The organism is Niallia sp. 01092, from assembly GCF_052318935.1.
Taxonomy (GTDB): domain Bacteria; phylum Bacillota; class Bacilli; order Bacillales; family Cytobacillaceae; genus Niallia.
This window is the reverse complement of the sequence record NZ_JBQRKO010000001.1, coordinates 252,234-278,571: the sequence shown is the minus strand read 5'-3', so window position 1 is coordinate 278,571 and position 26,338 is coordinate 252,234. Positions and strand designations below refer to the sequence as shown.

Here is a 26,338-nt window from a genome sequence, read left to right as displayed (position 1 = left end):
AGGTTGATGCCTATGCAAAATGAACAACTCCCATTAACAGCTTATTCGGAAGAACAACGGCAAACAGCAGTAGAAAAGTATAAAATTATCGCACCCTATCTTATCAATGAAAAAACATTAACCACCATTACAGAAGAAACAGGTATTTCAAAGAGAACGTTGCAATACTGGATTCGGGACTATAAACAATTTGGATTAAAAGGTTTAATTCGAAAAACAAGAAGTGATAACGGCAAAATACATTTAGAACCGGAAATTGTCTCTTCGATTGAACAACTGATTTTAAAGTACAAAAGGAATTCACTAACATCTATTCATCGAATGATCTGTGAGCAATGTCAGAAAAACGGCTGGCAACAACCAAGTTATTATCAAGTGTATAAGGTATCGCAATCCCTTTCACCAGGCTTGAAGAAGTTAGCGCATGATGGCAAAAAAGCATACGATAACCAATATGATTTAGTTTATCGTAGGGAAGCGAGCTACCCCAATGAAATTTGGCAGGCCGATCATACCCCATTAGATATTATAGTTTTAAATGAAAAAGGGAAACCCGAAAGACCTTGGCTCACAATTATTTTAGATGATTACAGCCGAGCAGTCGCTGGGTATTTTTTAACCTTTGAAAACCCCTCAGCTACACATACATCATTGGTCTTACATCAAGCAATATGGAAAAAATGCAATCCAGATTGGCAAATATGCGGTATCCCAGAAACATTTTATACAGACCATGGAAGTGATTTTACGTCCAACCATTTGGAGCAAGTAGCAATTGATTTGAAAATTAATCTGGTCTTTTCTTCAATTGGTGTTCCGAGAGGGCGAGGGAAAATAGAAAGATTCTTTTTAACCGTTAATCAATTGTTTTTACAAGATTTACCCGGGTACTTGGGAAATCAGACTACTACTTCACTTCTTACCCTTAAGGAACTAAATAAAAAATTATTGAATTTCATCCTATATAATTATCACCATAGGATTCATGGGACAACCAAAAAAGAACCGATACAGTCGTGGAATAACTCTGGATTTCTTCCCAATATGCCTGAGAGTTTGGAAAGCCTTGATTTATTACTGTTGAACGTTGCTAAACCAAGGAAGGTTCATTCTGATGGGATTCACTTTCAAGGACTTAGATATATAGACACGAATCTAGCTGCATACGTCGGTGAAACAGTCATTATTCGTTATGATCCAAGAGATATTGCGGAAATACGAGTGTTTTATCAAGATAAATACTTATGTACGGCTATCTCCCCAGAAATTTCAGATTATACAGTAGATTTAAAGGAGATCGTATCAGCACGAAATAAAGTACGGAGAAATCTAAAAAAACAATTTGATTCTGGAAAAACTGTTGCAGAGGAAATTGCCTTGTCAAAGCAAAAGGATTTTGAGAACAACACAGACAAACCAAATGCTAAAAAGTCAAAATTAAAGAGGTATTTCAATGAATAAAGGTCAAAAATTTATTGAAACAAAGGAATATAAAAGGTTTGCCGAGTTCTGTGACGATTGCATTAAATACAAGTACATAGGCATTTGTTATGGTTTACCTGGTGTCGGAAAAACGTTATCATCGAGGTATTATTCAAATTGGGGTTCCATTGAAAAACAAATAGCTTACAAATCAGCTAACAATATAGGATTAGACGCAAATGAAGAAATACTTGAAGCTAAAACAATTTTTTATACGGCTCCAGCAGTACGAGCGACTAAAATGACTGAACAGATTAATCTTATTGGAGCTAGAATGAATATGACGAGGACAATGTACAAAGTCCTCACTAAAGGAGAAGAAGAAAAGTATTCCGCTAATGATTATGATGACATTGACTTGATTATTGTTGATGAAATTGATCGTCTAAAAATGCAAAATTTAGAACAACTTAGGGATATTTATGATCGAAATGATATAGCAATGATATTAATTGGAATGCCCGGCATTGAAAAGCGATTAGCCCGGTATCCTCAACTCTACTCTAGAATTGGATTTGCTCATGAATTTGATAAACTTAGTAAAGATGAAACCCATCATATTTTAGAATATAAATGGGAAGAGTTAGGACTATCTATAAAGCTTGAAGATTTTTCTGATTATGAAGCAATAACAAGTATAATTAAGATTACTGGAGGAAACTTTAGGCTCATACAAAGACTATTTACACAAATTGAAAGAATACTTGAAATTAATAATCTTGATAAGATAACAACAGAAGTTGTTGAAGCCGCACGAGATAGTTTAGTAATCGGAATAAAGTAAAAGTAAAAAAAGTTTTTCCCGATTGTTCAGCAATCGGGCCATTTAATTGAGTAAGACATCTAAACGAAAATGGATATTAATGATAATGTTGGTATAAGAATGCGAAGGAATAAACTTAAATTAAAGTGGCAGTTTAGTTTACTGAAGAAAAAGGAATCGTTAAGGGATTTGAAGAATTAACAAATAAAGTAAATTATCGTTTGGGAGAGGGAAATGAATACACAAGGCTGTTTTACAATTATTGTAAATAAAGAGTATAAATTGTTATTAGTTAAAAGAAAAGACTACCCAATTTGGGATTTTCCAGGTGGTAGATTAGAAAACGAAGAGTCATTAGAAGAATGCGCAATCAGAGAGACGCAAGAAGAAACTGGATATAAGATTAGTATAGTAAAAAAAGTTGGGGAGTACCATCGTCCTCAATACCAGGACACGCAGCATTTATTTATAGCTAAAATTGTAGGTGGAAAAGCAATTGAGAATGGAACAGAGACTTCAAAGTTAGCTTGGTTTTATCCAAAAAAAGTGCCTTTATTTTTAATACCGAACAGGAAACTTCAAATTAAGGATTACCTAAATAATAAAACTAATATTACAAGATATTTAAAGGAACCTTATATGCTAAGGCTTTTAAGGAAATGGATTTAACTTGTTTCTACCTATATAAATCAACTAAAGAGTGTTAGGTTTCAATAAATGCGAGCCATCTTCAGCAGCCACTGAACTTCAACAATCGGTCCAGATTATGAAAGAAATAAGGAGCTAGTGGAGAAGTGATTTTATAATTTCTTCATCCGTAAAAATAGAGGTTATTTGTCACAAAATGCAGAAATGGAAAACTATGAAAAATAGATTATAAGGGTGAGAATATGCTATATGTTGATGAAATTAAAATGTATAGTCGAATAATAAAAAACGGTGGGACTGTAGAAAACCCAAAGATTGAATTAAAAAAAGAGTGGTGGGATTTTTCGCAAAATAAGGGACAAGAAGAATTTATAAAGGATGTAACAGCTATGGCTAATACACAAGGTGATGATGGGTATATAATTATAGGATTAGATGGGAAAAATGGAGACCTTTTTAATTCACCTTTTCCGCAAAGTAATTATGATGACCCTTCTAAGATAATTGGTTTAATATATAAAAAGGTTATTGAGCCAATGGATGTTGAGTTTTATGAAGAAGAAGTTGAAGGAAAGAATATTATTATTGTCCATATCCCAAAATCACAAAATAAACCACATGTAATAAAATCTTTTAATAATAGACATCATTTTATTCCTGTACGTAAAGGTACTAGTATAAATGCAGCGACTAAATATGATTTAGATTTAATGTACAGTGAAAGAGATAAAATAGTGATTCCACCGTATAGATTAGCAATTCATTTATCAAAAAATACAATTTTTACATTAATTCCAGCTGTTGGTCAAAAAGGAATTAAAACTTTAGGGTTTAATGCTCATATATTAAATACTGGTCAAAACATAAACATGGTAAAAGAAGCAAAATTAGTATTAATTGAAAATGAACGTGAATCTTATAAGTTCGAACACAATAGCTTTTTTAATACTGTAGACAATTTATGGAGACGATTAGAGTATGATGAATATATTAAGATACCTCCAAATGATATATTAAAAGTAAATATGGGTTTTATATATGAAGGAGAAGAAGAGTACTCTGAATTTAGAGAGAAGGATTTTTCAAATACAACAGGGTACCTTGAATTAACTGATGTTAGTGGAGCAAAAGTAAGATCAGATATAGTATCTTTTAGCAATCAAGCGCTGTTAAATGGGTTTATTCCGTAATCGGGCGCTTTTCCGGAGTAAAAAAAAGCCCAATTTCTTAATTTCAATGCTGAGAAATTGGGCTTTTTTATTTTTCCTTATAGTGCAAAATAACACTTAAAATAGAAGCAAAATACCTCCTAAAGTGACAAGGAGACTGATAAAATCATAGTTAAGAGCGTCTCATAAGACTTGTCTCAAAAATGAGGTGATATTTTGCGAAAAATCGGTTATATACGTGTCAGTTCAACTAGCCAGAATCCTTCAAGGCAATTTCAGCAACTGAACGAAATCGGAATGGATATTATTTTTGAAGAAAAAGTTTCCGGAGCAACAAAAGATCGTGAGCAACTTCAAAAAATGTTAGAGGATATACAAGAAGGTGACATCATTTATGTTACGGACTTAACTCGGATTACTCGTAGTACACAAGATTTATTTGAATTAATCGATAACATACGGAGTAAAAAGGCGAATTTAAAATCCTTAAAAGATACATGGCTAGATTTATCAGAAGATAATCCCTACAGCCAATTCTTAATTACGGTTATGGCGGGTGTAAACCAATTAGAACGTGATCTTATCCGTATGCGGCAGCGTGAAGGAATTGAACTGGCTAAGAAAGAAGGAAAGTTTAAAGGTCGGTTAAAGAAGTACCATAAAAATCATGCAGGAATGAATTATGCAGTAAAGCTTTATAAAGAGGGAGATATGACTGTAAATCAAATTTGTGAAATTACAAATGTGTCTAGGGCCTCATTATATAGAAAGCTATCGGAAAGGAACAGTTGATGAGTTATACCAAAAATCGGAAATATATAATAGAAAATAAATTTCATATAGAGGTGGAATTATATGCCTAAAATTGACAATATGTTAGCAATTCTATGGATGCTTCGTTCAGGTGAAAAAATTACTGCAAAACAAATTTCAGAAAAGTTAGAGATGAATATAAGGACTGTGTATCGTTATATTGATACAATTTCAACAAGTGGCGTACCTATAATTTCAGAACCAGGACATAACGGTGGATACACTTTATTGAACAATTTTATTGAGGCTCCTCTTTTTTTTGATTTTGAGGAGCAAACTTCACTATTTCACGCTGCTGTTTTTGCAGAAGAAGCCGGATATTATGGAGGTGAAGCACTAAATAGGGCCATTTCAAAACTAAGTAAATACTCAAATCAAGAGCAGGAAACAAAGATAAACCAACATTTAACTAGTCTTGAAGTAATAAGTCGATTAAGTTCACTCTCTATGGAACCTTTTTTGAAGGAGTTGGAGCAGGCCGTAGCTGACGGGTACTCAGTAAAAATTCTTTACCATAAAAGTGGCGAAAAGCAATTAAATTATAGATTGGTCGATCCGTACAGAATTATCTATTGGAATAATAAGTGGTATGTGATTGGATTTTGTCATCTTAGGAATGATATCCGTAGTTTTAGAGTAGATCGAATTGAAAGTCTAATGCTAACCGAAAATAAGTTTAACCGGCCAGAAAATTTTTCAGCACGTGACTTTTTTATAAAAAGTCTTCTTCCAACTATAGAAGATAAGGAAGGGATTATTTCTTTGGTTATTAATGGGGATAAAAGTGTATTGGCTGATATTTGCCAACATTGGTTTTTAGGACATTATTTACAAGAACGGACTTCAAATCAAGCAGTTTTTCTTCTTGAAAAAGATATGATACATACATATGTACCTTATTTACTTTTACCGTACAATAAATCTATTAAAGTTATTGAGCCAATAAGTCTTAAGAAAAGACTTATTGAAGTTCTGTCGGAATTAATAAAATTTCATCAAGTATGATAACTTCCCTGACGTTAACTGTCAGGGAAGTTATATTATAATAGCTATATCAATTGTGATTGGAGTGTTATTGGATGCAAACAAAAAAAGTTTTTCTATATGTATTTAATACAATGTCGGACTGGGAATATGGATATTTAATTGCTGAACTAAACTCAGGAAGATATTTCAAAAAAGATTTAGCACCTTTAAAAGTAATTACAGTAGGAGCTAATAAAGAAATGATTACTACTATGGGAGGACTGAGCATAAAACCAGATATTTCCCTTGATGAATGTACTCTTGAGAGTAAAGATCTTTTAATTTTACCAGGAGGGACTACTTGGAGTGAAGAAATTCATCAACCTATCTTGGAAAGAATTGGCCAAGCTTTAAAGCTTGGCACTATTGTTGCTGCAATTTGTGGTGCAACTGAGGGCCTCGCGAATATGGGATACTTAGATACTAGAAAGCATACAAGTAATAACTTAGAATATACTAAAATGGTATGTCCTAACTATAAAGGAGAAAAGTTCTATGAGTTGGGATCTGCGGTATCTGATGCGAATTTAGTTACTGCATCAGGAATAGCTCCTCTGGAATTTGCAATGGAGGTACTGAAAAAAATAGATGTATTTACACCAGATGCATTACATTCATGGTATAACCTAAATAAGACTCATAAACCTGAATACTTCTTCCAGTTAATGAATTCAATAAATAAATGAAGTAACTGAAAAGCTTAATTTCTCTATTTTGATTTGTAGAGAAGTTGGGCTTTTTAATTTGGAATTTCCTTATCGTTGTAAATCCGCATTTTCCTGACGCTACCCCATGAAGCACTTCGTAGGCGTATTCAACGGGGATTGAACAAAGGGGAAGCAATGAATGGTTTGGCAAGAGCATTATTTTTTGGAAAACGGGGTGAGTTACGGGAACGAGGGCTGCAAGACCAACTTCAACGTGCAAGTGCCTTAAATATTATAATTAACGTCATTAGCGTATGGAATACCGTATATCTAACCGAAGCAACAAATTTACTGAAGGAAAAAGGGATTTTACGAGAAGACTTACTAAAACATATTTCGCCATTAGGATGGGAACATATCAATTTTCTTGGTGAATACACCTTTGATATGAAGAAAATAGCAAGCCTACATTCGTTGCGACCTCTTATTCAATAAAATAAATGTTGATTTGAAAAGTTTGATACAATTACGTTGGGAAGCCAAATTGTGACAATTCAACAAACGGGCCAGATTGTTGCACAACTACACTCAAAAACTAAAAATATACGGGGGAAATATAGTTTGAAAAAGGCGTTATTTCTTATATTAGACGAGTATGCAGATTGGGAAGGTGCCTACTTATCATCGACATTAAATCAAAGAGAGGATTGGTCTGTTAATACTATTTCTTTAGATAGTATTGTAAGTTCAATAGGTGGCTTTAAAACTTCTGTCGATTATATCATTGGGTCTGAACCTGAAGATTTTAATTTACTAGTGATGATTGGCGGAAATTCATGGAGTAATGATAATAAGAAGCTTTTACAGTTAATCAAAACTACATTTCAAAACAATATTCCCATAGGAGCTATATGTGGTGCGGTGGACTTCTTGGCAAGAAACGGTTTTCTAAATGATCATAACCATACTGGTAACTCAGTTTATATTTGGAATGATTATGAAAATTATAATCCTACTAGCAGTTTTCTAGAGAAACAAGCAGTAAAAGATAAAAATTTGGTTACTGCAAATGGAACGGCTCCTATTGAATTTACTAATTTAATTTTGGAATTGATAGAATTTGATACCCCTGAAAATATTGAAAAAATGATGTATATGAATAGGCATGGTTTTTATAATTATTGCGAAAAATATGGGAACCCGTATTTTGGTTAATTTAATCAATCCTCCGGAACCGAGCGCTTTAATGGCATAAGGATGGATCACAGCAATGGTCAAACTTTAAATTCCAAAGCAACTATAAAAGCCGATACTTCCTTAACGTAGGGAAAATCGGCTTTCTTTATGTCGAAATTTGCTTAGCGTATGTTTTGCGCTTTTTGTTGGTAGGACCCCATATTGTACTGGGCATGTTATTTACTAACTCATAATAGAGTATTTTTTCAATTTCAGAATCCCAAAAATCTGTTTTGTTAGGATTAATAAAATTCATACTATTCACCGACTTATTAATAAATTAGAAAAATATTTATGCTTGATAATTGATAAATTAGTATAAATGACTTATACTAATTATGCTTATTATTTTAATGAAAGAAATGAGGTTATTTATGCAAGAAGTAGAGGTAAAGTTCAGTGAAGTACGTTACGTTTTAACTTTTGACAAGGAAAGGAGAAGAAAAAGTACTAGTAGTATCTGATGAAGAAAGCCTGACAGCATTTCGCTATATGCTTGAAAATTGTTTAGTAGCTCAAGATTTTAAAACTCAAGGCTGTCTAGAAAAACATAATTTAGAAAATTATTTAAAGTCAAGAATCACACCTTCTGATAAAAAGTGTCTGCTTCAATGTTTAGAAAAAATTAATTTCAGTGGTTTATTGGGAACAAAAATAAGGTTAGTAGATAAAAATATAGTTCATAAAACATCGCAGGAAAATGTTATGATTTCAGAAATTGAGTTGCCAATAAAGACAAAAATTGGTTTGTTTTCAGGTGATGTTACACATACAACTGAAATAAATTTAGACCATGTCAATCAGGAACACATTGAAGCAAGTCTATTAACTGAATTATGTAGACAAACTTCTATGGTAACAGTCTATCTAGATTTTTAGGTTCAGATGCCGAGTATCATATCATTGAAGAATTTAAAAAATATAGAGATATTGTTCAAAGAAGTAACGATATATTGATTCAAACGATCCCAGTAAAAGGAAAGAAAAATAAAGGAATAGGATTATGTCTCTTCACTGTGTATCAAAATTCTAAATTATTTTTAAGTGGTTATTTTTCAGTTATGTATTTTAAGAAAGGAATGTGACATGAATAAAAACATATTAATTATAATTGCAATGTGTTTAGGTGTCTTCTTGACCTTGCTTGATACAACGGTAATGAATATTGCATTGGCAAGTATCCAAGTAAGTTTGAACACAAATTTAACAGCTTTGAACTGGGCATTAAATGTTTATAGTCTATTATTTGCGGCTTTTGCGATTCCTTTAGGGAAGGTGGCAGGACGTATCGGGCTAAATAAGTCATTTTTGATTGGTATTGTTGTTTTTCTAATAGGTTCACTTGTTTCAGGTGCTGCAGGTAATGTTGCATTTCTAATTGGCGGGCGTCTTATGCAAGCATTCGGTGCAGCGATTGTGCTACCTTTATCAATGACGATTGCTTATTCAACAGTTGCTGTGGAAAACAGAAAACCAATTATTGCAACAGTTGCAATGACTCAGGGTCTAGCGGGAGCGCTTGGTCCCAGTATTGGAGGTGTTTTGACGCAATACTTTTCTTGGCGTTGGGTCTTTTTTGTAAATGCTCCAATCATTTTCCTCATTATTGCTTTATGTTTTTACACACTAGATTTTAAAAATGAAACTGTAAATAATGAAAAAATTGACGTCATCGGATCGCTTCTTTGTATTTCAACGTTGTTTACCTTAACACTTGCCTCAATACAGGGCAATGCTTGGCATTGGACAAGTCTGGCTATAATGAGTTTATTTGCAATTAGTTTCATCTCATTGCTCGCATTTATTTGGTATGAAAATAAAATTGATTACCCTATGATTCCAATGAAGCTCTTTAGTTATCGCCAGTTCAACGGTGCGGCTTTAACTATGGTTTTGAGTACAGTTTTCTTTGTTGGGGTGTTCATTATTTTGCCAACTTATTTTGTTAAAATTCAACATCAAACTGAATTGGCAGCTGCGTTACTTTTGACGATTATTAGCATTGTACTTTCTATTTTTTCACCGATGGCTTCTATGTTGATTTCAAAAATTGGTGCTAGACTAATTATTTTCTTAGGATTTATTTTGATGGGAATTTCTTATAGTCTTTTTGCAACGATAAGTATGACTAGCACGATACAAATTTATGTTGCTTGTGCTTTATTAGGTGCTGGATATGGACTTTTACTTGGGCCAGTTCAAGTTTTAGGGGCGAGTGATTTTAAAGGTGATCTACTGACAGCTTCGCAATCTGTTTTGTTTGTTTTGCGTCAAGTTGGTCTAGTTTTTGCTTTTGCGGTTTTTATCTCAGCTCTTAATAGCAACATTCAAGAAATTGATGTTAAATATACCCAAATTTCAGCTTTCACAAGTATATATAAAGTTGCGCTTTTCTTTGTGTTTTTAACATCAATGGTGAGTCTTCTCTTTAAAAGAAAAAAGATGGATTAAACTTTAACTATTTGGTATAATTAAAATAACTTAATTATACCAAATAGGAGAATTATCCCATGTCATATTCAATCGCATTTTCACAAGCTACAGAAATTATTCTGTATATCAGCATAAAGTCAGAGGAAGAACAATCTAAATACTTGTCAATACAGAGTATTTCAGAAAAACTAAATATGCCAATTCCAAGTGTAAAACGACTGGTCGGATTGCTAAAAAACGAAGGCCTAATTACTTCAAAAACGGGCATTTCAGGTGGTTTAATGTTAATGAAAAAAACGCAAAACATTACTTTATTTGACATTTTTAAAGCGATAGAAGGCAGTAAAGCCATGTTTAAGTTTTATCAAGGATTTGATGTCTCTAAATTTGAACACGCTCAACAAGTCGAAAAGCAACTCAATCAGGTTAGTGATTTATTAAATGAAGCTGAACAAGCGATGTTAGAGGTTTTGAAAAAGAAAACTGTATGGGAAATTATGGAGGATTAAATGAAAGCTATGATATATAGCGGAAAAGGCCATTTGTTGTTTGAATTCCGCAGTAAATGTTCGGCGTGCTTTTTTGGTCATTGTAGCTTCTCCTCTAATTGTCTTATTCGTATTCTACTTGACCTTAAAATATCTGTCCAACTAAGTGTAACCTATCCAGGTTCTTTATATAGAGCAGTCAATAGAAGAAGGCTTGAAGAAATAAAAAAATAGGGCGCGTTTTATTATTTCACCAATTTTACTTTGCGGTCTACAGCAGGAACCCTGTCACTATGCCTTTTAGATTAATTTTTTTTCTTCCTATTGTTTCTTTAGACATATTGATTAAATTTTCTATCATTTGCATCCTTTATGATTAAAAAAGCAGAATTTCTTCCATCTAGTAGAAATTCTGCTTTTTTAATCATTTCAACTTTTCTGCGTATTCCTTAACCATTTCGATTGTTACTACTTTTCGTGTCGGAGTAACTCCTAGTTTTGCCATTGTATTGATTTCTTCTGTTACTTCATTTATTTTTTGAACAGAGAAGCTTTCTCCTTTTGAACAAAGCTGTAAGGCTTCTTCAATATATTGTTCACGCAAATCATCCAATTGTTTAAAAACATTCACCCGACTATTTACTTGTTCCACATGTTTTGTAATTGCTTTATGTACACTCATGATTTACTACCCCTTTTTTATCAATCTTTCTTCATTGTAATATTGTTTTTAAAAAAATGAAAGAACATTTATTAAATTACATAACATAATTATAGTAAACTAAAATGAAACTGCTGTAACGATCCAAGCAAAATGAAGCAGCATAATGCATAAATATAAACTTAGTGGGACAAACAGGAAAATCGTCCATGTTTTTTGATGCCTAGTTAAAAAAAGCATCGAAATGCAAAATAACAAAACGGAAAGAGTAATTTTGCAAAAAAGAAACAGAAAGGGAGAAATATTCCATATACTTTCCATAAGCGGATTAGATTCTGAAATGAAATGTAAATGCAATCCAATACAAGTGAAAAGTCCATCAGCCAGATTAAATAAACTAAGCAAAATAAATAATATTTTCATACAATCAGCTCCTAGTATAAGTATAACCAAAATGGAAACTTTTTACTAATTATCGCTATTTTAATGAAGAAATGAAATAGGTACTTGCTAATGAAAGTGCAAATAATTCTATTGTAATGGATTCTACTGCATTACCGCGCATAATATCTCTTATGTGCGGTTTTTGAAGGAATATAGTATACTTAAACTAGTAAATTAATAGATAGGTGGAAGGATATAATGATAGAAAAAGAACTTTTATCGCAATGGTATGAAGAAGAATTAACGATCTTTACGACACATATGGATAATAAGGATTATAGTAGATTCACTATCGACAATTATCTTCGCGATATTTTATTCTATTTAGAATTTATTACCCGCAAAAAACAACAAAAAGTTCCTTTAGAAGAAGTGAAAAAAATTACGTTAACATTATTTATGAATGAATTAAAAACGAAACGAGCAAACAGTGCTGAATCTAGAAATAGACGGTTAACTGCGATTCGCTCCTTTTATAAATGTTTAATCGATTATGAACTCGTTGCAAAAAATCCAGCGAATGACTATGAAAGTGCCAAAGAACAAAAAGGCAAACTGCCTAGTTATCTGGAAAAGGAGGAGTTAAAATCATTTTTCGCAATGATTGAGAAAGTATCACAAAAACAGCATGTACGAAGAAATAAAGTGATGCTAGGTTTAATGGCATTTGCCGGCCTTCGTGTAACAGAAATACATACGTTAAATGTAACATCGATTCATACTCATAAAAAAGGAATACAAGTGATCGGGAAAGGCAATAAATCAAGATATATTCCACTTCCAGCAGCCTTATATGATGAGTTGCTCTATTATATTCAGGAGGATAGAATTCTACCAATGAAAGGGTATGAAGAGGCTATTTTTATTTCCAGACGAGGAAAAAGAATTTCTCGTAGAAGAATACAAGAAATAACAGAAAGAATCTGTAATGGAGTTGAGCAGGAATTTCCAGAGTTTCATTGGAAAGCGAAAGGAATCTCCAGTCATAAATTAAGGCACTCCTTTGCAACACATTTAGTCCGAGATGGAAGAGATATACGAACTGTTCAGGAATTATTAGGACATACAAATTTAAATACAACTCAAAAGTATACGCATGTTTCAGATAGCCAAAAAGAGCAAGCGATGGATATGGAAATCTCAGATTATTTATCTTGATATCACCATAATAATATTATGTAAACTAACGGTTGGATATAGGCATATTTTACTTATCTATGCATAGAAATAGAAATATAAGTGCTTAGTAAGGAAGTGTTGCGATGCCTCAGAAAAAACATAGCATCATTGTAAAAGCAGACATTCAGAAAGTATGGAATTTCGTACGATCTATCAACAACTGGGCACCACTTGTTCCTGGTTATATTCAACATCAAGTTCTGTCTGATTTAGTCTCTACATGGGAGTTTAAAACGGATTTTGGTTTTATTCAGAAACAAATTCAATTGAGGGTAGATATTCTAAAATGGGAAGAACCAAGTAAAATAACGTTTAAATTAACAGGAATAAACGATAAATTTACTGGCAGCGGCTATTTTTTGGCAAGTCCCATTTCCAAAAAGGAAACAAAAATGACAAGCTTCCTACAAATAGAAGCTGTTGGTACGTTTGCGAGTATGAAGAACAGTATGCTTGAACCAAAGTTAGATGAATTAATACAGGAATTGACGATTAGTATTTGTAAAGAGATAGAGAGTTTATAAGCTACTATAATAACATTATGTAAACTAAAAACCTAATTATCTATTATTAGGTTTTTTCATATCTTTATAAAAACAATAATAATATTATGTAAACAAAAGTAGAGGGAGTGCTGTTTTCATTTCATTCAAATATCTTGAATTCGAAATAATTTTCTAGTACAATAAACCTATTAACAAGGTTAACTTATTAAAAGGAGACTATATCCAATGACAAATTTTGAAACGATTATAAAAAACAGAAGATCTGCTAACAATTTTGTTGAAAATGTATCAATTTCCAAGCAAGAATTAAACGAAATATTTGAAGAAGTGAAATTAGCGCCAAGTGCGTTTAATTTGCAGCACGCCCAATATATAGTCATTCAGGACCATGCATTAAAAGAACAATTAAGAGAGGCAGCGTATGGTCAATACAAGATTAAAACATCCTCTGCAGTTATTATTGTTTTAGGTGATAAACAAGCATATCAAAACGTGGCAAAAATTTATGAAGGCTTAAATATGTTAGGGATTTTAAATGATATCCAATATGAAGCAATGGTCCAAGAAGTCATTCAATTACATGAAAATCGCGGAATTGTTTTTCAAAGAGATGAAGCGATACGCAATGCATCTTTATCAGCGATGCTCTTTATGCTTGCAGCAAAAAATAAAGGATGGGATACTTGTCCCATGATAGGTTTTGATCAAGAAAAAGTTCGCGAATTATTAAAAATTGATGACAACCTAGAACCTGTACTTATGATTACGATCGGAAAAGAAAAGGTAGAAAGTCGAAAGCCGCGTGGTTATCGTAAACCTGTTGGTGAATTTGTTACCTTTCTGTAAGCGAGGAAAACATCATATTTCAGCAATTGGCTGTAATCCACAAGAGAATTTTGATTTTTATAGTGAAATAGCAACAGATTCCCCTGGATTTACTGTTGATTAAGAGGATTCTCATCTAGGATAAATATCAATGTTGCCCGCATGGTATGAATCACAAAGTGAAAAAATTGAAGCAAGTTTGTCTCCTCTTATAGTAAGACATAGATAAATAAATAGGGATTCATGTCAGGGTGATTGAATAACCATGTAAAAATTCTTTATGAAAAAACATAATTCTGTTAATCTATCATATAGAATGAAATAATAAACGATAGGAGTTAGCTTTTTTTCATGAAAATAGTAACATGGAATGTAAATGGAATTAGAGCATGTGTGAAAAAGGGATTTCTTGATTTTTTTCACGAAATAAATGCAGATATATTTTGTATTCAAGAATCAAAATTACAAGAAGGACAAATCTCATTAGAACTGGATGGCTATCATCAGTTTTGGAATTATGCAGAAAGAAAAGGCTATTCGGGTACGGCCGTATTTTCAAAAATAAAACCACTTTCCGTCGCTTATGGACTGGGAGATGATTTTGAAGAGCGAGAAGGAAGAGCGATTACCCTTGAATTTGACACATTTTATTTAGTAAATGTGTATACACCAAATGCAAAACGAGATTTGAGCAGACTGCCGTATCGATTGGAATGGGAAAAACAACTACAAAGCTATTTAATTTCCCTGCAGGAAAAAAAACCCGTTATTTATTGCGGCGATTTAAATGTAGCTCATCAAGAAATCGATTTAAAAAATGCAAAATCAAACATGGGGAATTCCGGCTTTACGCTAGAAGAACGAGGGGAAATGAGCACTTTGCTTGCAGCAGGTTTTATTGATTCGTTCCGTTATCTTTATCCCGAAAAAACGGATGTATATACATGGTGGTCGTATATGGCAAAAGTAAGAGAAAGAAATATCGGTTGGAGAATTGATTATTTTATTTTATCGGAAAGTTTAAAAGATAAGCTGATCGATGTAGAAAGTCATTGTCATATCATGGGCAGCGATCACTGTCCAGTCTCTTTGACTATTAACATATAGTTTGAAAGAAGGGGACGATTGATACACTTTTAAAAATGGATATAGTGTAGATTGGAATCTAATTGAAGCGAAAAACAATTTCACCGATAAAGTGATAGCGTCTTGAAAAATGTGACTCTACGATAAAAAGCACATTTTCAAGACGCTTTTCTAAAGTCCTTAGAAATAAACTTACAAGTAAAATTTTAAAAAGACGGGTGGGTTTTCTCAAAGTTTGTTGTTTTTTAAGTAAAAAAATGGGAGAAGAAGTACTCAACAGCAATCTATTGAAGTAGACTCTCCACTTGATTTTTCCGAAATTTCAGTGAAAAGAGTTCGATTTTTTCGTATAATGAATATATCGAATTTACCATTGAATTCCTATAAAAAATTGGCCGCATGTAATCGAAATTATGATTGTTGAAGTTGCTAACATATAGGAAAAAGTTTATTCATGAAACACCGTAAAAATTTATTAATCATGTAAAATTTCAAGGAAATTAGGAGGGGTTCATTTTGTCAAACTTAAGCACTTTAAATCATACAAATTTAGAGGAACTATATGCAAATTTTGAGAAAAAATATTCGGAATTTAAAGATAAAAAGCTATCATTAGATATGTCTAGAGGAAAGCCTAGTCCGGATCAACTAGAGCTTTCATCTGATCTTTTCACCATTTTGGATGCTGGTGAAATGGAAGCAGCTGATAAAATAGATATTCGCAACTATGGATCAGTGGATGGTTTAACAGAAACAAAAAATCTATTTGCTGAAATACTGCAAGTAAGTCCTCAAGAAATAATTGTTGGCGGTAATTCTAGTCTTAATTTAATGTATGATACGATATCGAGGGCATTAATAAAAGGGGTTATTGACAGTGACTTGCCATGGGTAAAATTACCTAAAGTAAAGTTTTTGTGTCCAAGTCCAGGTTATGATAGGCACTTTGCTATTTGCGAATTTTTTAATATCGAAATGATCACAATAGACATGTTAGATGATGGACCAGATATGGATAAAATTGAAGAACTAGTAAGTAAAGATGACTCGATAAAAGGGATTTGGTGTGTTCCTAAATATAGCAATCCAGAAGGTATAATATATAGTGATGAAGTGGTTAACCGACTTGCAAATATGTCTTCGAAAGCCAATGATTTTAAAATTTTCTGGGATGATGCATATACTGTTCATCATTTAACAAATGAACAGCCTCATTTAAAAAGTATCCTAAAAGCTTGTCGCGATGCAGGTCATCCTAATCGAGTTTTTATCTTTGCTTCTACATCTAAGGTGACATTACCAGGATCTGGTGTTGCAGTGATGGCAGCCAGTGAAGAAAACATTTCCTTTATTCGAGAGCAGCTTTCTGTACAAACAATTGGTCCAGATAAGATTAATCAGCTACGGCATGTTCGTTTTTTAAAGAACTTGGAACATATTACATTACATATGAAAAAACATGGTGATATCATCAAACCTAAATTCGATATCGTATTAAACGTGCTTGATTCCCAATTAAGCCAATATAAAATTGCCTCATGGAGCAAACCTAAAGGCGGTTATTTTATCAGTTTAAATACATTAGATGGTTGTGCAGCAGAAGTAGTAAAGCTTGCTTCTGAAGCTGGCGTTACATTAACGAAAGCAGGAGCGACATTTCCTTATGGAAAAGACCCTAGAGATAGAAATATTCGCATAGCTCCTACATACCCAACGACAACAGAATTAAAAACGGCAATTGAGGTATTATGTTTATGTGTACAACTAGCGAGTATTAAAAAGTTACTTCAAAATAAATAAAAGACCAGTTTGAGTAAACTGATATAACTATAGTTAGAAAATATGAAAAATTCTAAACTAGATAATCTAGATTATTTAGTTTGAGTATGGCACCGATTCAAGAAATAAGGAGTTATTATAGAAATAAAATATATTTTAGGGAAGAGGCCGTCTATGTTCAGATAGGCTTTTTTTACGATGAAAAAATGTAAACAGATTATTAAACGAAAAGAGGAAAGGGTTTATTAAGTATACAAGATACAACTATAATTCAATATATTGACATTACGGTAGATTGGATGTATTATTTGTTTGTACATACAAATAATACATGAGAAGTGATACTAATACTAAATGAGGGAAAAACTATTTAAAGATATTCAACTGTACTTGGAAAAGAAGCTTGTAATCAATTGAGTAGTCATCTTCTAGGGGCTAGCTGCAAATTGAGTTAAGGAAAAATTTTAAACACATATTTGTTTGTACAAACAATAAAAACGATAGGAGAGATTTATATGAAAACGCTAGTACTCGTTGTGCATCCAAGCATAGAATCCTCTCGAGTAAATAAAAAGTGGAAAGAAGCGGTTTTGACTGTACCAGGATTAACAGTTCATGATCTCTATGAAAAATATCGTAATCAACCCATTGATGTAGAATTAGAGCAACAACTACTACTCGCTCATGATCGTATTGTTTTTCAATTTCCGTTATACTGGTACAGCAGTCCTCCACTTTTAAAACAGTGGTTTGATGAAGTGTTTACCTTCGGTTGGGCTCATGGCCCTGGTGGAACGAAATTGAATGGGAAGGAATGGGTAATAGCCATTTCCATTGGTTCACCAGAACATTCTTATCAAGCCGGTGGATATAATTTATTTTCAGTTAGCGAACTGACAAAGCCGTTCCAAGCATCTGCTAGTTTAGTAGGCATGACTTATCTTCCTTCCTTTGTCGAATATCGTGCAAATAAAATCAGCGACCAAGAAATCGCCCAAAGTGCGATTCGATATGTAGAACATATTACAAATAAAGAATTAAACCCGAAGATTCGCCTTCGCAACTATATAAAACAACTAGAAGGTTGAACTATTCCCACTTAGCAAGCTTAAAGCGGGGATTCTTAAGTTCTAAAACTTAAGAACCCCATCGGTTAATTATACAAGATGATAGAAGTGTTCATTTGCTCCGAAATTCATAGAAAATAACAACCCCATATCCTGACTTAGACAAAGGAATCGAGTTATTTAGTGAAGTAAATATTGACGTTGTATATTTTTCATGAAGCTATCCAATATAGCGTGAAGATAACGAAATAACATTTAATCAATGTGAATATTTTTTTTACTTAACAACTTGTTATGAAGTTTTGATAAGATAAGCAGTGCAATGATAGAGCCTATTAATGTTAATGACATATCCCATTGTGAATCCCAAATGTCGCCTTGTGTTCCTAAGAAGTCTTTTGAAGCTTTATTGCCTTTTGAAATGATTGCGGCTAACCATTCTATAATTTCATATAACGCTCCAATTGAAAGTGCAAAACTTAATGTAACAGCCCATAACCATGCTCCTTTTGTTAACTGGGATTTTCGTATTAATACTTCTCTAATCACAATTGCAAATAAACCTTTTAGTAGATGTCCAAACCGATCATAGTGATTCCGTTTTAGGTCATATTGATCTTTTATCCAATTAAATAGAGGAACTTTTTCGTACGTATAATGTGCGCCGATAAACATAGTAATCGTAACAATCGCAATAATGATATAGGATAATGTAGTAAGGCGAAATTTATTATATGTAGCCATGACAAGGATCAATAGCACAATTGCTGGAAGTGCTTCCATCGTCCATATCAAGTATCCAGATGGCTGGATAACAGACCAAATAAGAACGGCTATTACTAATATTAGTAATAATAAAGAAGTTCCTCTACTTTTATCTTTTTCCAATTTTTTCACTCCATTATATTCATGTATTTTTTAATAGTAGGTTCCATCTGTATTCATTTCATGATGTTTATAAATAAAGTCTTTAATCATTTCATTAAGTTCATGTGCAGCTTTTGTAGGGATTTGATGTTTTACACCACTAATGTACTTTAATTCCTTACATGGCAATTTTTCATTTAATATTTTGGCATAATAGGAAAATATCCGATCCTTTTTACCATATACAAGTAAAACTGGCTGTTTGATTTTCTCTAGCTGATTGGTACAGTTATAATGCAAACTAAAACGGTAATACTGCTCAATATTTCTTGCATCTCCTTTTATAGCTTCTTGATACATCTTGTTAAACAACTCTTTCGTATTAGAATTGCTCCATGAAATTGCTAGCGCAAGCACTGGAAATTCTTTATTATTCGCAAGGGTTACTCCTACCGAAATTTTATCCTTTAAAATATCCCTCACTTCAGACATACCACTTATGACAATGCCTCCTAATGCCCGATCAGAAAAATGAAGCAAATATTCCAATACGATCGAACCACCAGTAGAATATCCGCATATCATTGCTTTTTTAATGTTTAAATGGTCCAAAATCGATATCATATCGTTTACAATTAGTGGATAGGTAATGGGTACTTTTGAATACTGACTCTTTCCATGGCCTCTAATATCAAAAGTAATAATTTGAAATTCTTTGGATAATTCCTCTATTTGATATGTGAAATTCATGTCAGAGAGTAAAGGAGGAGTAATAAAAATAATTGGAACTCCTTTTCCTTTCACATGATAGTACAAGCTAATACCATCTACGTCTAACATTGGCATGTAATAGATCACCTCAATAAAAATAATATCGTTTCAAAAGTCTTATCTTATTTTCCCTTTTTATTGTTTTTTTATTACTAATTGTTTTCGTAAAAAATCGGGAGGACATCTAGGTTCGAATATGTTATTGCTTCTTATCGAATATTTACTCGAAAATGCCGGAAAAATAGAAAAATCTCGAACTAGATAATTCTTTGCCTAGAACGAGATCTTTTTAATATTTTTATTGAAATAAGATTTTCATAAGTCTTTTCCATTATATAGATTTTGAGAAATCTGCATCGATACTAAAAAAACTAAACATGCAAGAATAAACGGAATCCATTCCTCAATAGAGCTAGATAGTTTGAAGTTTGTCAACTGATGTATTGGTATATTTTTCATTAAATGCGGAAGTACAAATGGCGTGATAAACACGATGAACATAGAAATATTTTTTGTTTTTATATAACCAAGCTTTATTTGAACCGGTATAAGTATGCCAAATAAGACGGTGATAATAAGTAAGCTGATACCGGTTGAAAAGATAGATAGTGTTGTTAAACCACGAGAAGCACCAAATAGTACTGCAAGTTGATACAACAAATAGCACCCTAGAAAAATAACTAAAATAAAAAGATATTTTGCTTTTACAACTCCACTGCGAGTATAGGGAGTAGTACATAGAAGTGCAGCACCTTTGTATTTTGTTTCTATCATGGAAACAGAACTAAATAAAATAAATTCGACATAAAACACCGTTATAAAAAAACTAATACTGCTTCCATTGCTTACATCGAACTTTGAATAAATGAATATAGGTGCTACGATCGAAAACACCAGCATAAATATTAGATATTTTTTGACTAAAATAAAGTCTTTTTTCACTAAATTAAATAGCATGACAACTACCTCCAATGTATGCAAGCATCACTTGTTCAATCGTTGGTCGTTCGGTAATAATATCCGGTATTTTTTTCTTTACCACATCTACTTGATTGGTTAAACCTTCAAAGCCATACAGTGTTTGTTGACTCGTTATAAATAAAGATTGGATATCATCTGTATAATACCTTTTGTCTCCTTTAACGACTCGATGTCTGTCTAATAAGTCATCTTTGCTTTCATTTAAGACAATTTTTCCATCATCAATTAAGATAAGCATATCTGCCACTTTATCTAGGTCAGTTGTTATATGGGTAGAAAAGAAAACACTTTTTCCTTCTTCCTCCATAAATTCTAACAATATCTTAGAGAGCTCTGTTCTAACTAATGGGTCAAGTCCACTTGTTGGTTCATCCATGATCAATAAATCAGCATGATGGGAAAGAGCTAAACTAAGAGCAAATTTCATGCGCATTCCTTTTGATAAAGTGGCAATTTTTTGGTCTAAACGTAATTGAAATCTTTTTATATAGCTTAAAAAAACGGTTTCATCCCAGTTTGAATAGGAAGGAGCAATTATGCTTTTCATTTCCTTTAACGTCATTTCTTCATATAAATATCCCTCATCTAGGACAACACCGATTCGATTTTTTATTTCCTTTTCGGCTTTTGTAAAGTCCTTATCATTAAATAGGATACTTCCATTATCCTTTGTATATAGTCCTAATATTGTTTTGATTGTTGTGGTTTTCCCTGAACCATTAACGCCAATAAATCCAGTAATACAGCCTTCTTTTAAAGAAAAAGATACGTTGTTTAAACAAAATCCATTAAATTGTTTGTCTAAGTTTTCCACTTGTAATATCGTATTCATTTTTCTTCCTCCTCAAAAAGTACATCCATCATTTGATATAATTCTTCTTTTGATATGCCGAAATCTTTTGCCATTTTCCATGCTTCTGCTAGTTTTTTTTCAATCATATATTTTTTGGATTCTATTAACATTTCTAGATTATCTGGTGCAATAAAAGATCCTTTGCCAGCTTTCGTAATAATAAAACCTTCTTTTTCAAGCTCCTCATATACTCTTCTTGTCGTGAGTACACTCACTTGTAAATCATTTGCTAACGAACGAATAGATGGCAGCTGTTCTCCAGTGACTAATTCTTGACGTAAGATGGCAGATTTGATTTGTTCTTTAATTTGTTGATACAAAGGCTTATCGGAAAGATTTTGAATAATAATGTTCATGAAAATTACCTCGTTTTTCAACTGTATATATATTTAATACACAGTATATACACAATGATCATTTTCTTCAACCAAATTAAGGAAGTTCATAAAAATGTCACATTTAGAAAATAGGTGATATACTGCTCGTGAACAACTACCTACAAAGTTATTGAAAAAAGAATCAAAGCATGTACGCTGCTTTCTGTGCTATTATGAACATATAATTTATAGACACTAAAGAATTTAGGGGGAGAACCAAAATGAAATGTGTATCGATTGATTTAGATGGTACATTATTAAATGATCATCATGAAATTACGGAAGCAAATAAAAAGATAATACAAAAACTTAAGGATAACGATGTACATGTTATTTTAAATACGGGCAGACAATATCCGGATGTAATCAAAGTTGCAGGTGTTTCAGAATTAGAAGTTCCGATTTTTTGCTTAAATGGAAGCATGATGTATTCTCCAACAGGAGAGTTAATATACGAAACAACGCTAACAACTGACCTATATTACGAGCTTTTAGCCGATTTACAAAAATTAGACGTCGGCCTTCTTGTTTATACGAATCAAGGTGGATTTCCAGCAACATTGCCTCAGTTAAGAGGGAAAGCATGGGATGAAATCCAAAAGATGTTTGATGCCCAAAATTATGACAGCATTCCACAAATAGAAGGCATCAAAATATATAAAATCATTGCGGTTGTTGCCGAAACGGAAATTGCGAAAATTGAGTCAGTAAAACAAACACTGCGAAACTACAAAACAATTTCGTTTTCCTCGTCTTTTCCAAATAACTGTGAAATTACTTCCAACGATGCACAAAAAGGAAAAGCAATTAGAAGATATGAAAATATCAAAAATGTAACCTTTAAGGAAATTTATTCGTTCGGGGACGGTGGAAACGATGTGACTCAGTTTGAAGTATCTACCCGCTCCTTTGCGATGGAAAATGCACCAGATGAAATTAAAAAAAGCGCAAGCGATTTAACGAAAAGCAATAATGAAGATGGAGTAGCATACGCTATTGAGCATATATTAAAATTGGTGTAAAGTATTTTGAGATAATGTACATACGTTTCTACTGTCCCTAAGTAGAAACGTTTTTTATATAAGGCTGTTTTCTAAAAGTTTGATGTTTTTGAATAAAATAATAAACGTGGCTAAAGCACTGAGCACCCTGAATACACGTAGACTCCTGCTTAGAAAAGCAAGAAAGACGAGACTTGTGCAGGAGCATAGCGACGAGGAGGCTCGGCACTCGTCCGCGGAAAGCGAAGTGTATTCAGGCTGTGGGGTAAATAACAACAATCTATACGAAAAGAGCGTTATATAATGCCAATTATTCAAGCATTTTTCTATAAAATAATTTATAATGTTTAATTGGTATAGTACATAGAATTACAATAAGATTCATAAAAGGAATTAACGTAGGGAGAATGATGAAATTTTGAAGAAAATTGTTTTTACTGGCGGAGGGACTGCGGGACATGTTACCCCAAATTTAGCCATTATAAAGGAATTAAATAAAAATGAATGGGATATCCATTACATAGGTTCAAAAAAAGGGATTGAAAAGGAACTAATTGAAAAAATCAACATCCCTTATTATTCTATTTCCAGCGGAAAGTTAAGAAGATATTTGTCTGTTGAAAATGTAAAGGATATTTTTAAAGTATTAAAAGGCTGTTATGATGCTAGAAAATTACTAAAAAAAATTAAGCCGGATGTTGTTTTTTCAAAAGGAGGATTTGTTTCTGTACCTGTAGTCATTGCGGCAAGCATGTTAAAGATTCCCGTTCTTATTCATGAAAGTGATTTGACGCCTGGTCTTGCCAATAAAATTGCGATGCGTTTTGCGTCAAAAATATTTACTTCTTTTGAAGAAACGTTAAACTATTTGCCAAAAGAAAAAAGCAGTTGTATCGGATCTCCGATTCGTAAAGATATTTTAACAGGCTCTGCTACAGCTGGAAGACACTTTTTAGACTTTACTAGCAGCAAACCTATTATTACCGTTATGGGCGGAAGTTTAGGTGCTAAAAAAATTAACAAAGCGATTCGCGAAAACTTGGACGTATTAACAAAAAAATATCAAATTGTCCATTTATGCGGGAAAGGCAATGTAGACGAAGCGTTAACAACAAATAGAGGCTATAAACAGTTAGAATATGTACATGATGAACTAGCCGATATTTTAGCAGCAACTAGTTTCGTTATCACAAGAGGCGGTTCCAACGCGATTTTCGAATTTCTTGCTTTAAAATTGCCGATGCTTATTATTCCACTAAGTAAACAACAGAGCAGGGGAGACCAAATTTTAAACGCAAAATCTTTTACGAAGAAAGGTTTTTCCTTAACGTTGGAAGAGGAAAATTTAACTTCTGTAACATTTTTAGAGACTGTGCAGCAATTGGATGAAAAACAAGCAGCCATTAAACAAGCAATGAATTCTAATGTAAAAAATGGTGGACTAACAGAAATTTTACAGGAATTAAAAAAATATTAATGAAATTGGCTTCCTTTTGGGAAGCTTTTTCTAATCGTCTAGGAAATTATAAACGAAATGGGATTGTGGATAACTTGGCGGTTGTGTCCGCATCCAGCTCCGACGTACAGGATGTACTAGTGCCGGCGTCGCCACAGGACGTGGCGTATTTAGCCGGCCAGCGCCTAGCTCTTGTGAAAAATAACCCCATGCCTCTAAAAGTAAAAAGCACTTTTTGAGTCATGTGAACATTTTTCTTCAGAGCTGTTCAAGGCGCTTGCGCTTTTGTACTTGATAATACGATTTTTCGCAGCTTTTTCTTGCTATTTTTGCTGGAAAAAGCCACAATAAGTAATGTTCAGTCGCAATTAGCGGCATTTAGAAAGTAGGGATACATTTGCAGGATTTTCAACAATTAGGAATTTCTTCTTTGTTGCAGGAAACGTTAAAAAAACATCATATTAAGAAACCAACACCGATTCAACAACAAGCAATTCCAACCATTTTAAACGGAAAAGATATTATTGCGCAAGCACAAACTGGGACAGGAAAAACATTTGCGTTTGCTTTGCCTATATTGGAAAGAATAAACAAGGAAGCGACTTATATTCAAGCATTAATTCTTAGTCCAACAAGAGAGTTAGCGATTCAAATAACAGAAGAGATAAACAAGATAAAAAGCGACGATATTGAAGTATTAGCGGCATATGGAGGACAAGACGTCGAAAAACAATTACATCGCCTTCAGCAAAGAATTTCCATTGTCGTGGCAACACCTGGAAGACTGATGGACCATCTAAAAAGAGGAACGATTGATCTTAGCCGACTAACTTGCCTTGTACTAGATGAAGCCGACCAAATGCTGCATATCGGATTTTTAGAAGAAATCGATTTTATTATAAAACAAACACCAAAAACGCGGCAAACGCTGTTATTTTCCGCCACCATTTCAAATGACATCAAACAATTAGCGAAAAAATACACCAATAATGGGACATATATTACGGTGGAAAAAAAGCAGGGGCCAGCGTTAACGGTAAAACAACAGTGTATCCATACGCCGCCTCGTATAAAGCAAGCTGCCTTAATGACGATCATTAAAAAGGAACAGCCGTTTATGGCGGTTATATTTTGCCGTACAAAACGGCGGGTAAGCAAATTATATGAAGCACTTAAAGCTTATCATTTTTCATGCAGTGAGCTGCACGGTGACCTTTCACAAGGAAAAAGAGAGCAAGTCATGAAAGAGTTTAGAGAAGGGAAATTTCAATTGCTGATTGCAACGGATGTAGCTGCACGAGGACTCGATATCGATGGGATTACCCATATTTTTAATTATGATATTCCGTTAGATGCAGAAAGCTATGTACACAGAATTGGCAGAACTGGACGAGCAGGTTCTGAAGGCGTTGCTATTACTTTTTATACTTCAGAAGACAGACCTTTATTAGATACAATCGAAAAGCAATTACAAATCAAAATAGAGAAAATGCAGCTGCCAAAAAAAGAAACAGAACAGAAAAAGCAAGCAACTGCGAATAATCAATATTCTCCTACAAAACCGGTTAGAACTTCAAAAAGTCGAAAGACAACCGGTAAATCGAAGGAAAATACGTTTTCATCGGAAAACCGAACGGCAAAAAAGCAATCCTCCCCGTCCATTCGAGGGAACAGCGAGGGAAACCAAAACAGAAAAACAGAAAAGCCTTTATTAAAAGGGAGAAATAGAAAAGCAACCGGTAGTGCTATTTTCAAGCCGAAAAAATCAAAAAGAAAATAA

Annotated in this window: 27 protein-coding genes and 1 pseudogene; 21 read left to right on the top strand and 7 right to left on the bottom strand. The window is 33.1% G+C overall.

Translation table 11 applies throughout. The features are described 5' to 3' along the window. Nucleotides 1-12: 12 nt before the first annotated feature. The 12 genes and pseudogenes from ACTXGU_RS01440 (at nucleotide 13) to ACTXGU_RS01385 (ending at nucleotide 10,726) form a co-directional block, all read left to right on the top strand. Complete coding sequence (locus ACTXGU_RS01440) at nucleotides 13-1,461, top strand: Mu transposase C-terminal domain-containing protein (protein WP_443479701.1); 1,449 nt, start codon at nucleotides 13-15, stop codon at nucleotides 1,459-1,461. After that, nucleotides 1,454-2,266, top strand: coding sequence for an AAA family ATPase (locus tag ACTXGU_RS01435; protein ID WP_443479700.1), 813 nt, complete (start codon nucleotides 1,454-1,456; stop codon nucleotides 2,264-2,266). Before ACTXGU_RS01440 ends, ACTXGU_RS01435 begins: the two co-directional genes overlap by 8 nt. A gap of 213 nt (nucleotides 2,267-2,479) precedes the next feature. Continuing rightward, a complete protein-coding gene (locus tag ACTXGU_RS01430) occupies nucleotides 2,480-2,914 on the top strand; it encodes an NUDIX hydrolase (RefSeq protein WP_141434276.1) in 435 nt (144 codons plus the stop codon). A gap of 221 nt (nucleotides 2,915-3,135) precedes the next feature. After that, nucleotides 3,136-4,083: an AlbA family DNA-binding domain-containing protein gene (locus tag ACTXGU_RS01425; protein ID WP_443479699.1), complete on the top strand. Its 948-nt coding sequence runs from the start codon at nucleotides 3,136-3,138 to the stop codon at nucleotides 4,081-4,083. A 195-nt stretch (nucleotides 4,084-4,278) separates the two neighbouring features. Next, on the top strand, nucleotides 4,279-4,854 hold the full coding sequence (locus ACTXGU_RS01420; RefSeq protein ID WP_033728358.1) for a recombinase family protein: 576 nt from the start codon (nucleotides 4,279-4,281) through the stop codon (nucleotides 4,852-4,854). Between the two features lie 63 nt (nucleotides 4,855-4,917). Further along, nucleotides 4,918-5,880, top strand: a complete 963-nt coding sequence (locus ACTXGU_RS01415) for a helix-turn-helix transcriptional regulator (RefSeq protein WP_047155544.1) — start codon at nucleotides 4,918-4,920, stop codon at nucleotides 5,878-5,880. A gap of 74 nt (nucleotides 5,881-5,954) precedes the next feature. Continuing rightward, on the top strand, nucleotides 5,955-6,587 hold the full coding sequence (locus tag ACTXGU_RS01410) for a type 1 glutamine amidotransferase family protein (protein ID WP_038182224.1): 633 nt from the start codon (nucleotides 5,955-5,957) through the stop codon (nucleotides 6,585-6,587). 99 nt (nucleotides 6,588-6,686) lie between these two features. Further along, nucleotides 6,687-7,043, top strand: a pseudogene (locus ACTXGU_RS01405) (Tn3 family transposase); the annotation flags it as partial. A 126-nt stretch (nucleotides 7,044-7,169) separates the two neighbouring features. Further along, nucleotides 7,170-7,763, top strand: a complete 594-nt coding sequence (locus ACTXGU_RS01400) for a type 1 glutamine amidotransferase family protein (protein ID WP_443479803.1) — start codon at nucleotides 7,170-7,172, stop codon at nucleotides 7,761-7,763. 444 nt (nucleotides 7,764-8,207) lie between these two features. Then, nucleotides 8,208-8,663, top strand: coding sequence for a hypothetical protein (locus tag ACTXGU_RS01395; protein WP_443479698.1), 456 nt, complete (start codon nucleotides 8,208-8,210; stop codon nucleotides 8,661-8,663). A gap of 207 nt (nucleotides 8,664-8,870) precedes the next feature. Continuing rightward, a complete protein-coding gene (locus tag ACTXGU_RS01390) occupies nucleotides 8,871-10,235 on the top strand; it encodes an MFS transporter (protein ID WP_443479697.1) in 1,365 nt (454 codons plus the stop codon). 59 nt (nucleotides 10,236-10,294) lie between these two features. Further along, nucleotides 10,295-10,726: an RrF2 family transcriptional regulator gene (locus tag ACTXGU_RS01385; protein ID WP_443479696.1), complete on the top strand. Its 432-nt coding sequence runs from the start codon at nucleotides 10,295-10,297 to the stop codon at nucleotides 10,724-10,726. A gap of 403 nt (nucleotides 10,727-11,129) precedes the next feature. Here ACTXGU_RS01385 and ACTXGU_RS01380 read toward each other — a convergent pair whose 3' ends face one another. Next, nucleotides 11,130-11,387, bottom strand: a complete 258-nt coding sequence (locus ACTXGU_RS01380) for a DUF2533 family protein (RefSeq protein ID WP_443479695.1) — start codon at nucleotides 11,385-11,387, stop codon at nucleotides 11,130-11,132. Nucleotides 11,388-11,486: 99 nt separating this feature from the next. Continuing rightward, entirely contained in the window at nucleotides 11,487-11,789 is a 303-nt protein-coding gene (locus ACTXGU_RS01375; protein WP_443479694.1) for a DUF5658 family protein, read from the bottom strand. A gap of 219 nt (nucleotides 11,790-12,008) precedes the next feature. On the opposite strand from ACTXGU_RS01375, the gene ACTXGU_RS01370 reads away from it, so the two are divergent. The 6 genes from ACTXGU_RS01370 (at nucleotide 12,009) to ACTXGU_RS01345 (ending at nucleotide 18,273) form a co-directional block, all read left to right on the top strand. Next, the gene (locus tag ACTXGU_RS01370; RefSeq protein WP_443479693.1) at nucleotides 12,009-12,968 is read left to right on the top strand and encodes a tyrosine-type recombinase/integrase; all 960 of its coding nucleotides are present in this window, start codon (nucleotides 12,009-12,011) and stop codon (nucleotides 12,966-12,968) included. 104 nt (nucleotides 12,969-13,072) lie between these two features. After that, complete coding sequence (locus ACTXGU_RS01365; protein ID WP_443479692.1) at nucleotides 13,073-13,513, top strand: CoxG family protein; 441 nt, start codon at nucleotides 13,073-13,075, stop codon at nucleotides 13,511-13,513. A 207-nt stretch (nucleotides 13,514-13,720) separates the two neighbouring features. Further along, entirely contained in the window at nucleotides 13,721-14,341 is a 621-nt protein-coding gene (locus tag ACTXGU_RS01360) for a nitroreductase family protein (protein WP_443479691.1), read from the top strand. A 330-nt stretch (nucleotides 14,342-14,671) separates the two neighbouring features. After that, the gene (locus tag ACTXGU_RS01355) at nucleotides 14,672-15,427 is read left to right on the top strand and encodes an exodeoxyribonuclease III (RefSeq protein WP_443479690.1); all 756 of its coding nucleotides are present in this window, start codon (nucleotides 14,672-14,674) and stop codon (nucleotides 15,425-15,427) included. Between the two features lie 495 nt (nucleotides 15,428-15,922). Beyond that, nucleotides 15,923-17,206, top strand: coding sequence for an aminotransferase class I/II-fold pyridoxal phosphate-dependent enzyme (locus ACTXGU_RS01350; protein WP_443479689.1), 1,284 nt, complete (start codon nucleotides 15,923-15,925; stop codon nucleotides 17,204-17,206). Nucleotides 17,207-17,700: 494 nt separating this feature from the next. Continuing rightward, nucleotides 17,701-18,273, top strand: a complete 573-nt coding sequence (locus ACTXGU_RS01345; RefSeq protein WP_443479688.1) for an NAD(P)H-dependent oxidoreductase — start codon at nucleotides 17,701-17,703, stop codon at nucleotides 18,271-18,273. Nucleotides 18,274-18,507: 234 nt separating this feature from the next. Here ACTXGU_RS01345 and ACTXGU_RS01340 read toward each other — a convergent pair whose 3' ends face one another. From ACTXGU_RS01340 to ACTXGU_RS01320, 5 genes are all read right to left on the bottom strand, one after another. Beyond that, complete coding sequence (locus tag ACTXGU_RS01340; protein WP_443479687.1) at nucleotides 18,508-19,140, bottom strand: DUF2238 domain-containing protein; 633 nt, start codon at nucleotides 19,138-19,140, stop codon at nucleotides 18,508-18,510. A gap of 30 nt (nucleotides 19,141-19,170) precedes the next feature. Beyond that, nucleotides 19,171-19,965: an alpha/beta fold hydrolase gene (locus tag ACTXGU_RS01335; protein WP_443479686.1), complete on the bottom strand. Its 795-nt coding sequence runs from the start codon at nucleotides 19,963-19,965 to the stop codon at nucleotides 19,171-19,173. 240 nt (nucleotides 19,966-20,205) lie between these two features. After that, nucleotides 20,206-20,847, bottom strand: coding sequence for an ABC-2 transporter permease (locus ACTXGU_RS01330; protein ID WP_443479685.1), 642 nt, complete (start codon nucleotides 20,845-20,847; stop codon nucleotides 20,206-20,208). Next, on the bottom strand, nucleotides 20,837-21,703 hold the full coding sequence (locus tag ACTXGU_RS01325; protein ID WP_443479684.1) for an ABC transporter ATP-binding protein: 867 nt from the start codon (nucleotides 21,701-21,703) through the stop codon (nucleotides 20,837-20,839). The genes ACTXGU_RS01330 and ACTXGU_RS01325 overlap by 11 nt, the downstream gene beginning before the upstream one ends. Further along, complete coding sequence (locus ACTXGU_RS01320) at nucleotides 21,700-22,080, bottom strand: GntR family transcriptional regulator (RefSeq protein ID WP_443479683.1); 381 nt, start codon at nucleotides 22,078-22,080, stop codon at nucleotides 21,700-21,702. The genes ACTXGU_RS01325 and ACTXGU_RS01320 overlap by 4 nt, the downstream gene beginning before the upstream one ends. Before the next feature lie 242 nt (nucleotides 22,081-22,322). Between ACTXGU_RS01320 and ACTXGU_RS01315 the strand changes: the two genes are divergently transcribed. The 3 genes from ACTXGU_RS01315 (at nucleotide 22,323) to ACTXGU_RS01305 (ending at nucleotide 26,338) form a co-directional block, all read left to right on the top strand. After that, entirely contained in the window at nucleotides 22,323-23,123 is an 801-nt protein-coding gene (locus ACTXGU_RS01315; protein ID WP_443479682.1) for an HAD family hydrolase, read from the top strand. A gap of 397 nt (nucleotides 23,124-23,520) precedes the next feature. Further along, nucleotides 23,521-24,579 (top strand): undecaprenyldiphospho-muramoylpentapeptide beta-N-acetylglucosaminyltransferase, encoded by a 1,059-nt coding sequence (locus tag ACTXGU_RS01310; RefSeq protein ID WP_443479681.1) that lies wholly within the window; start codon nucleotides 23,521-23,523, stop codon nucleotides 24,577-24,579. Nucleotides 24,580-24,955: 376 nt separating this feature from the next. Further along, nucleotides 24,956-26,338, top strand: coding sequence for a DEAD/DEAH box helicase (locus tag ACTXGU_RS01305; protein WP_443479680.1), 1,383 nt, complete (start codon nucleotides 24,956-24,958; stop codon nucleotides 26,336-26,338).

Excerpts from the sequence above, each read along its gene's own strand:
- ACTXGU_RS01440 (WP_443479701.1), top strand. The coding sequence starts at position 13 with ATGCAAAATGAACAACTCCCATTAACAGCTTATTCGGAAGAACAACGG.
- ACTXGU_RS01435 (WP_443479700.1), top strand. The coding sequence starts at position 1,454 with ATGAATAAAGGTCAAAAATTTATTGAAACAAAGGAATATAAAAGGTTT.
- ACTXGU_RS01430 (WP_141434276.1), top strand. The coding sequence starts at position 2,480 with ATGAATACACAAGGCTGTTTTACAATTATTGTAAATAAAGAGTATAAA.
- ACTXGU_RS01425 (WP_443479699.1), top strand. The coding sequence starts at position 3,136 with ATGCTATATGTTGATGAAATTAAAATGTATAGTCGAATAATAAAAAAC.
- ACTXGU_RS01415 (WP_047155544.1), top strand. The coding sequence starts at position 4,918 with ATGCCTAAAATTGACAATATGTTAGCAATTCTATGGATGCTTCGTTCA.
- ACTXGU_RS01410 (WP_038182224.1), top strand. The coding sequence starts at position 5,955 with ATGCAAACAAAAAAAGTTTTTCTATATGTATTTAATACAATGTCGGAC.
- ACTXGU_RS01390 (WP_443479697.1), top strand. The coding sequence starts at position 8,871 with ATGAATAAAAACATATTAATTATAATTGCAATGTGTTTAGGTGTCTTC.
- ACTXGU_RS01385 (WP_443479696.1), top strand. The coding sequence starts at position 10,295 with ATGTCATATTCAATCGCATTTTCACAAGCTACAGAAATTATTCTGTAT.
- ACTXGU_RS01380 (WP_443479695.1), bottom strand. The coding sequence starts at position 11,387 with ATGAGTGTACATAAAGCAATTACAAAACATGTGGAACAAGTAAATAGT.
- ACTXGU_RS01375 (WP_443479694.1), bottom strand. The coding sequence starts at position 11,789 with ATGAAAATATTATTTATTTTGCTTAGTTTATTTAATCTGGCTGATGGA.
- ACTXGU_RS01370 (WP_443479693.1), top strand. The coding sequence starts at position 12,009 with ATGATAGAAAAAGAACTTTTATCGCAATGGTATGAAGAAGAATTAACG.
- ACTXGU_RS01365 (WP_443479692.1), top strand. The coding sequence starts at position 13,073 with ATGCCTCAGAAAAAACATAGCATCATTGTAAAAGCAGACATTCAGAAA.
- ACTXGU_RS01360 (WP_443479691.1), top strand. The coding sequence starts at position 13,721 with ATGACAAATTTTGAAACGATTATAAAAAACAGAAGATCTGCTAACAAT.
- ACTXGU_RS01355 (WP_443479690.1), top strand. The coding sequence starts at position 14,672 with ATGAAAATAGTAACATGGAATGTAAATGGAATTAGAGCATGTGTGAAA.
- ACTXGU_RS01345 (WP_443479688.1), top strand. The coding sequence starts at position 17,701 with ATGAAAACGCTAGTACTCGTTGTGCATCCAAGCATAGAATCCTCTCGA.
- ACTXGU_RS01335 (WP_443479686.1), bottom strand. The coding sequence starts at position 19,965 with ATGCCAATGTTAGACGTAGATGGTATTAGCTTGTACTATCATGTGAAA.
- ACTXGU_RS01330 (WP_443479685.1), bottom strand. The coding sequence starts at position 20,847 with ATGCTATTTAATTTAGTGAAAAAAGACTTTATTTTAGTCAAAAAATAT.
- ACTXGU_RS01325 (WP_443479684.1), bottom strand. The coding sequence starts at position 21,703 with ATGAATACGATATTACAAGTGGAAAACTTAGACAAACAATTTAATGGA.
- ACTXGU_RS01320 (WP_443479683.1), bottom strand. The coding sequence starts at position 22,080 with ATGAACATTATTATTCAAAATCTTTCCGATAAGCCTTTGTATCAACAA.
- ACTXGU_RS01315 (WP_443479682.1), top strand. The coding sequence starts at position 22,323 with ATGAAATGTGTATCGATTGATTTAGATGGTACATTATTAAATGATCAT.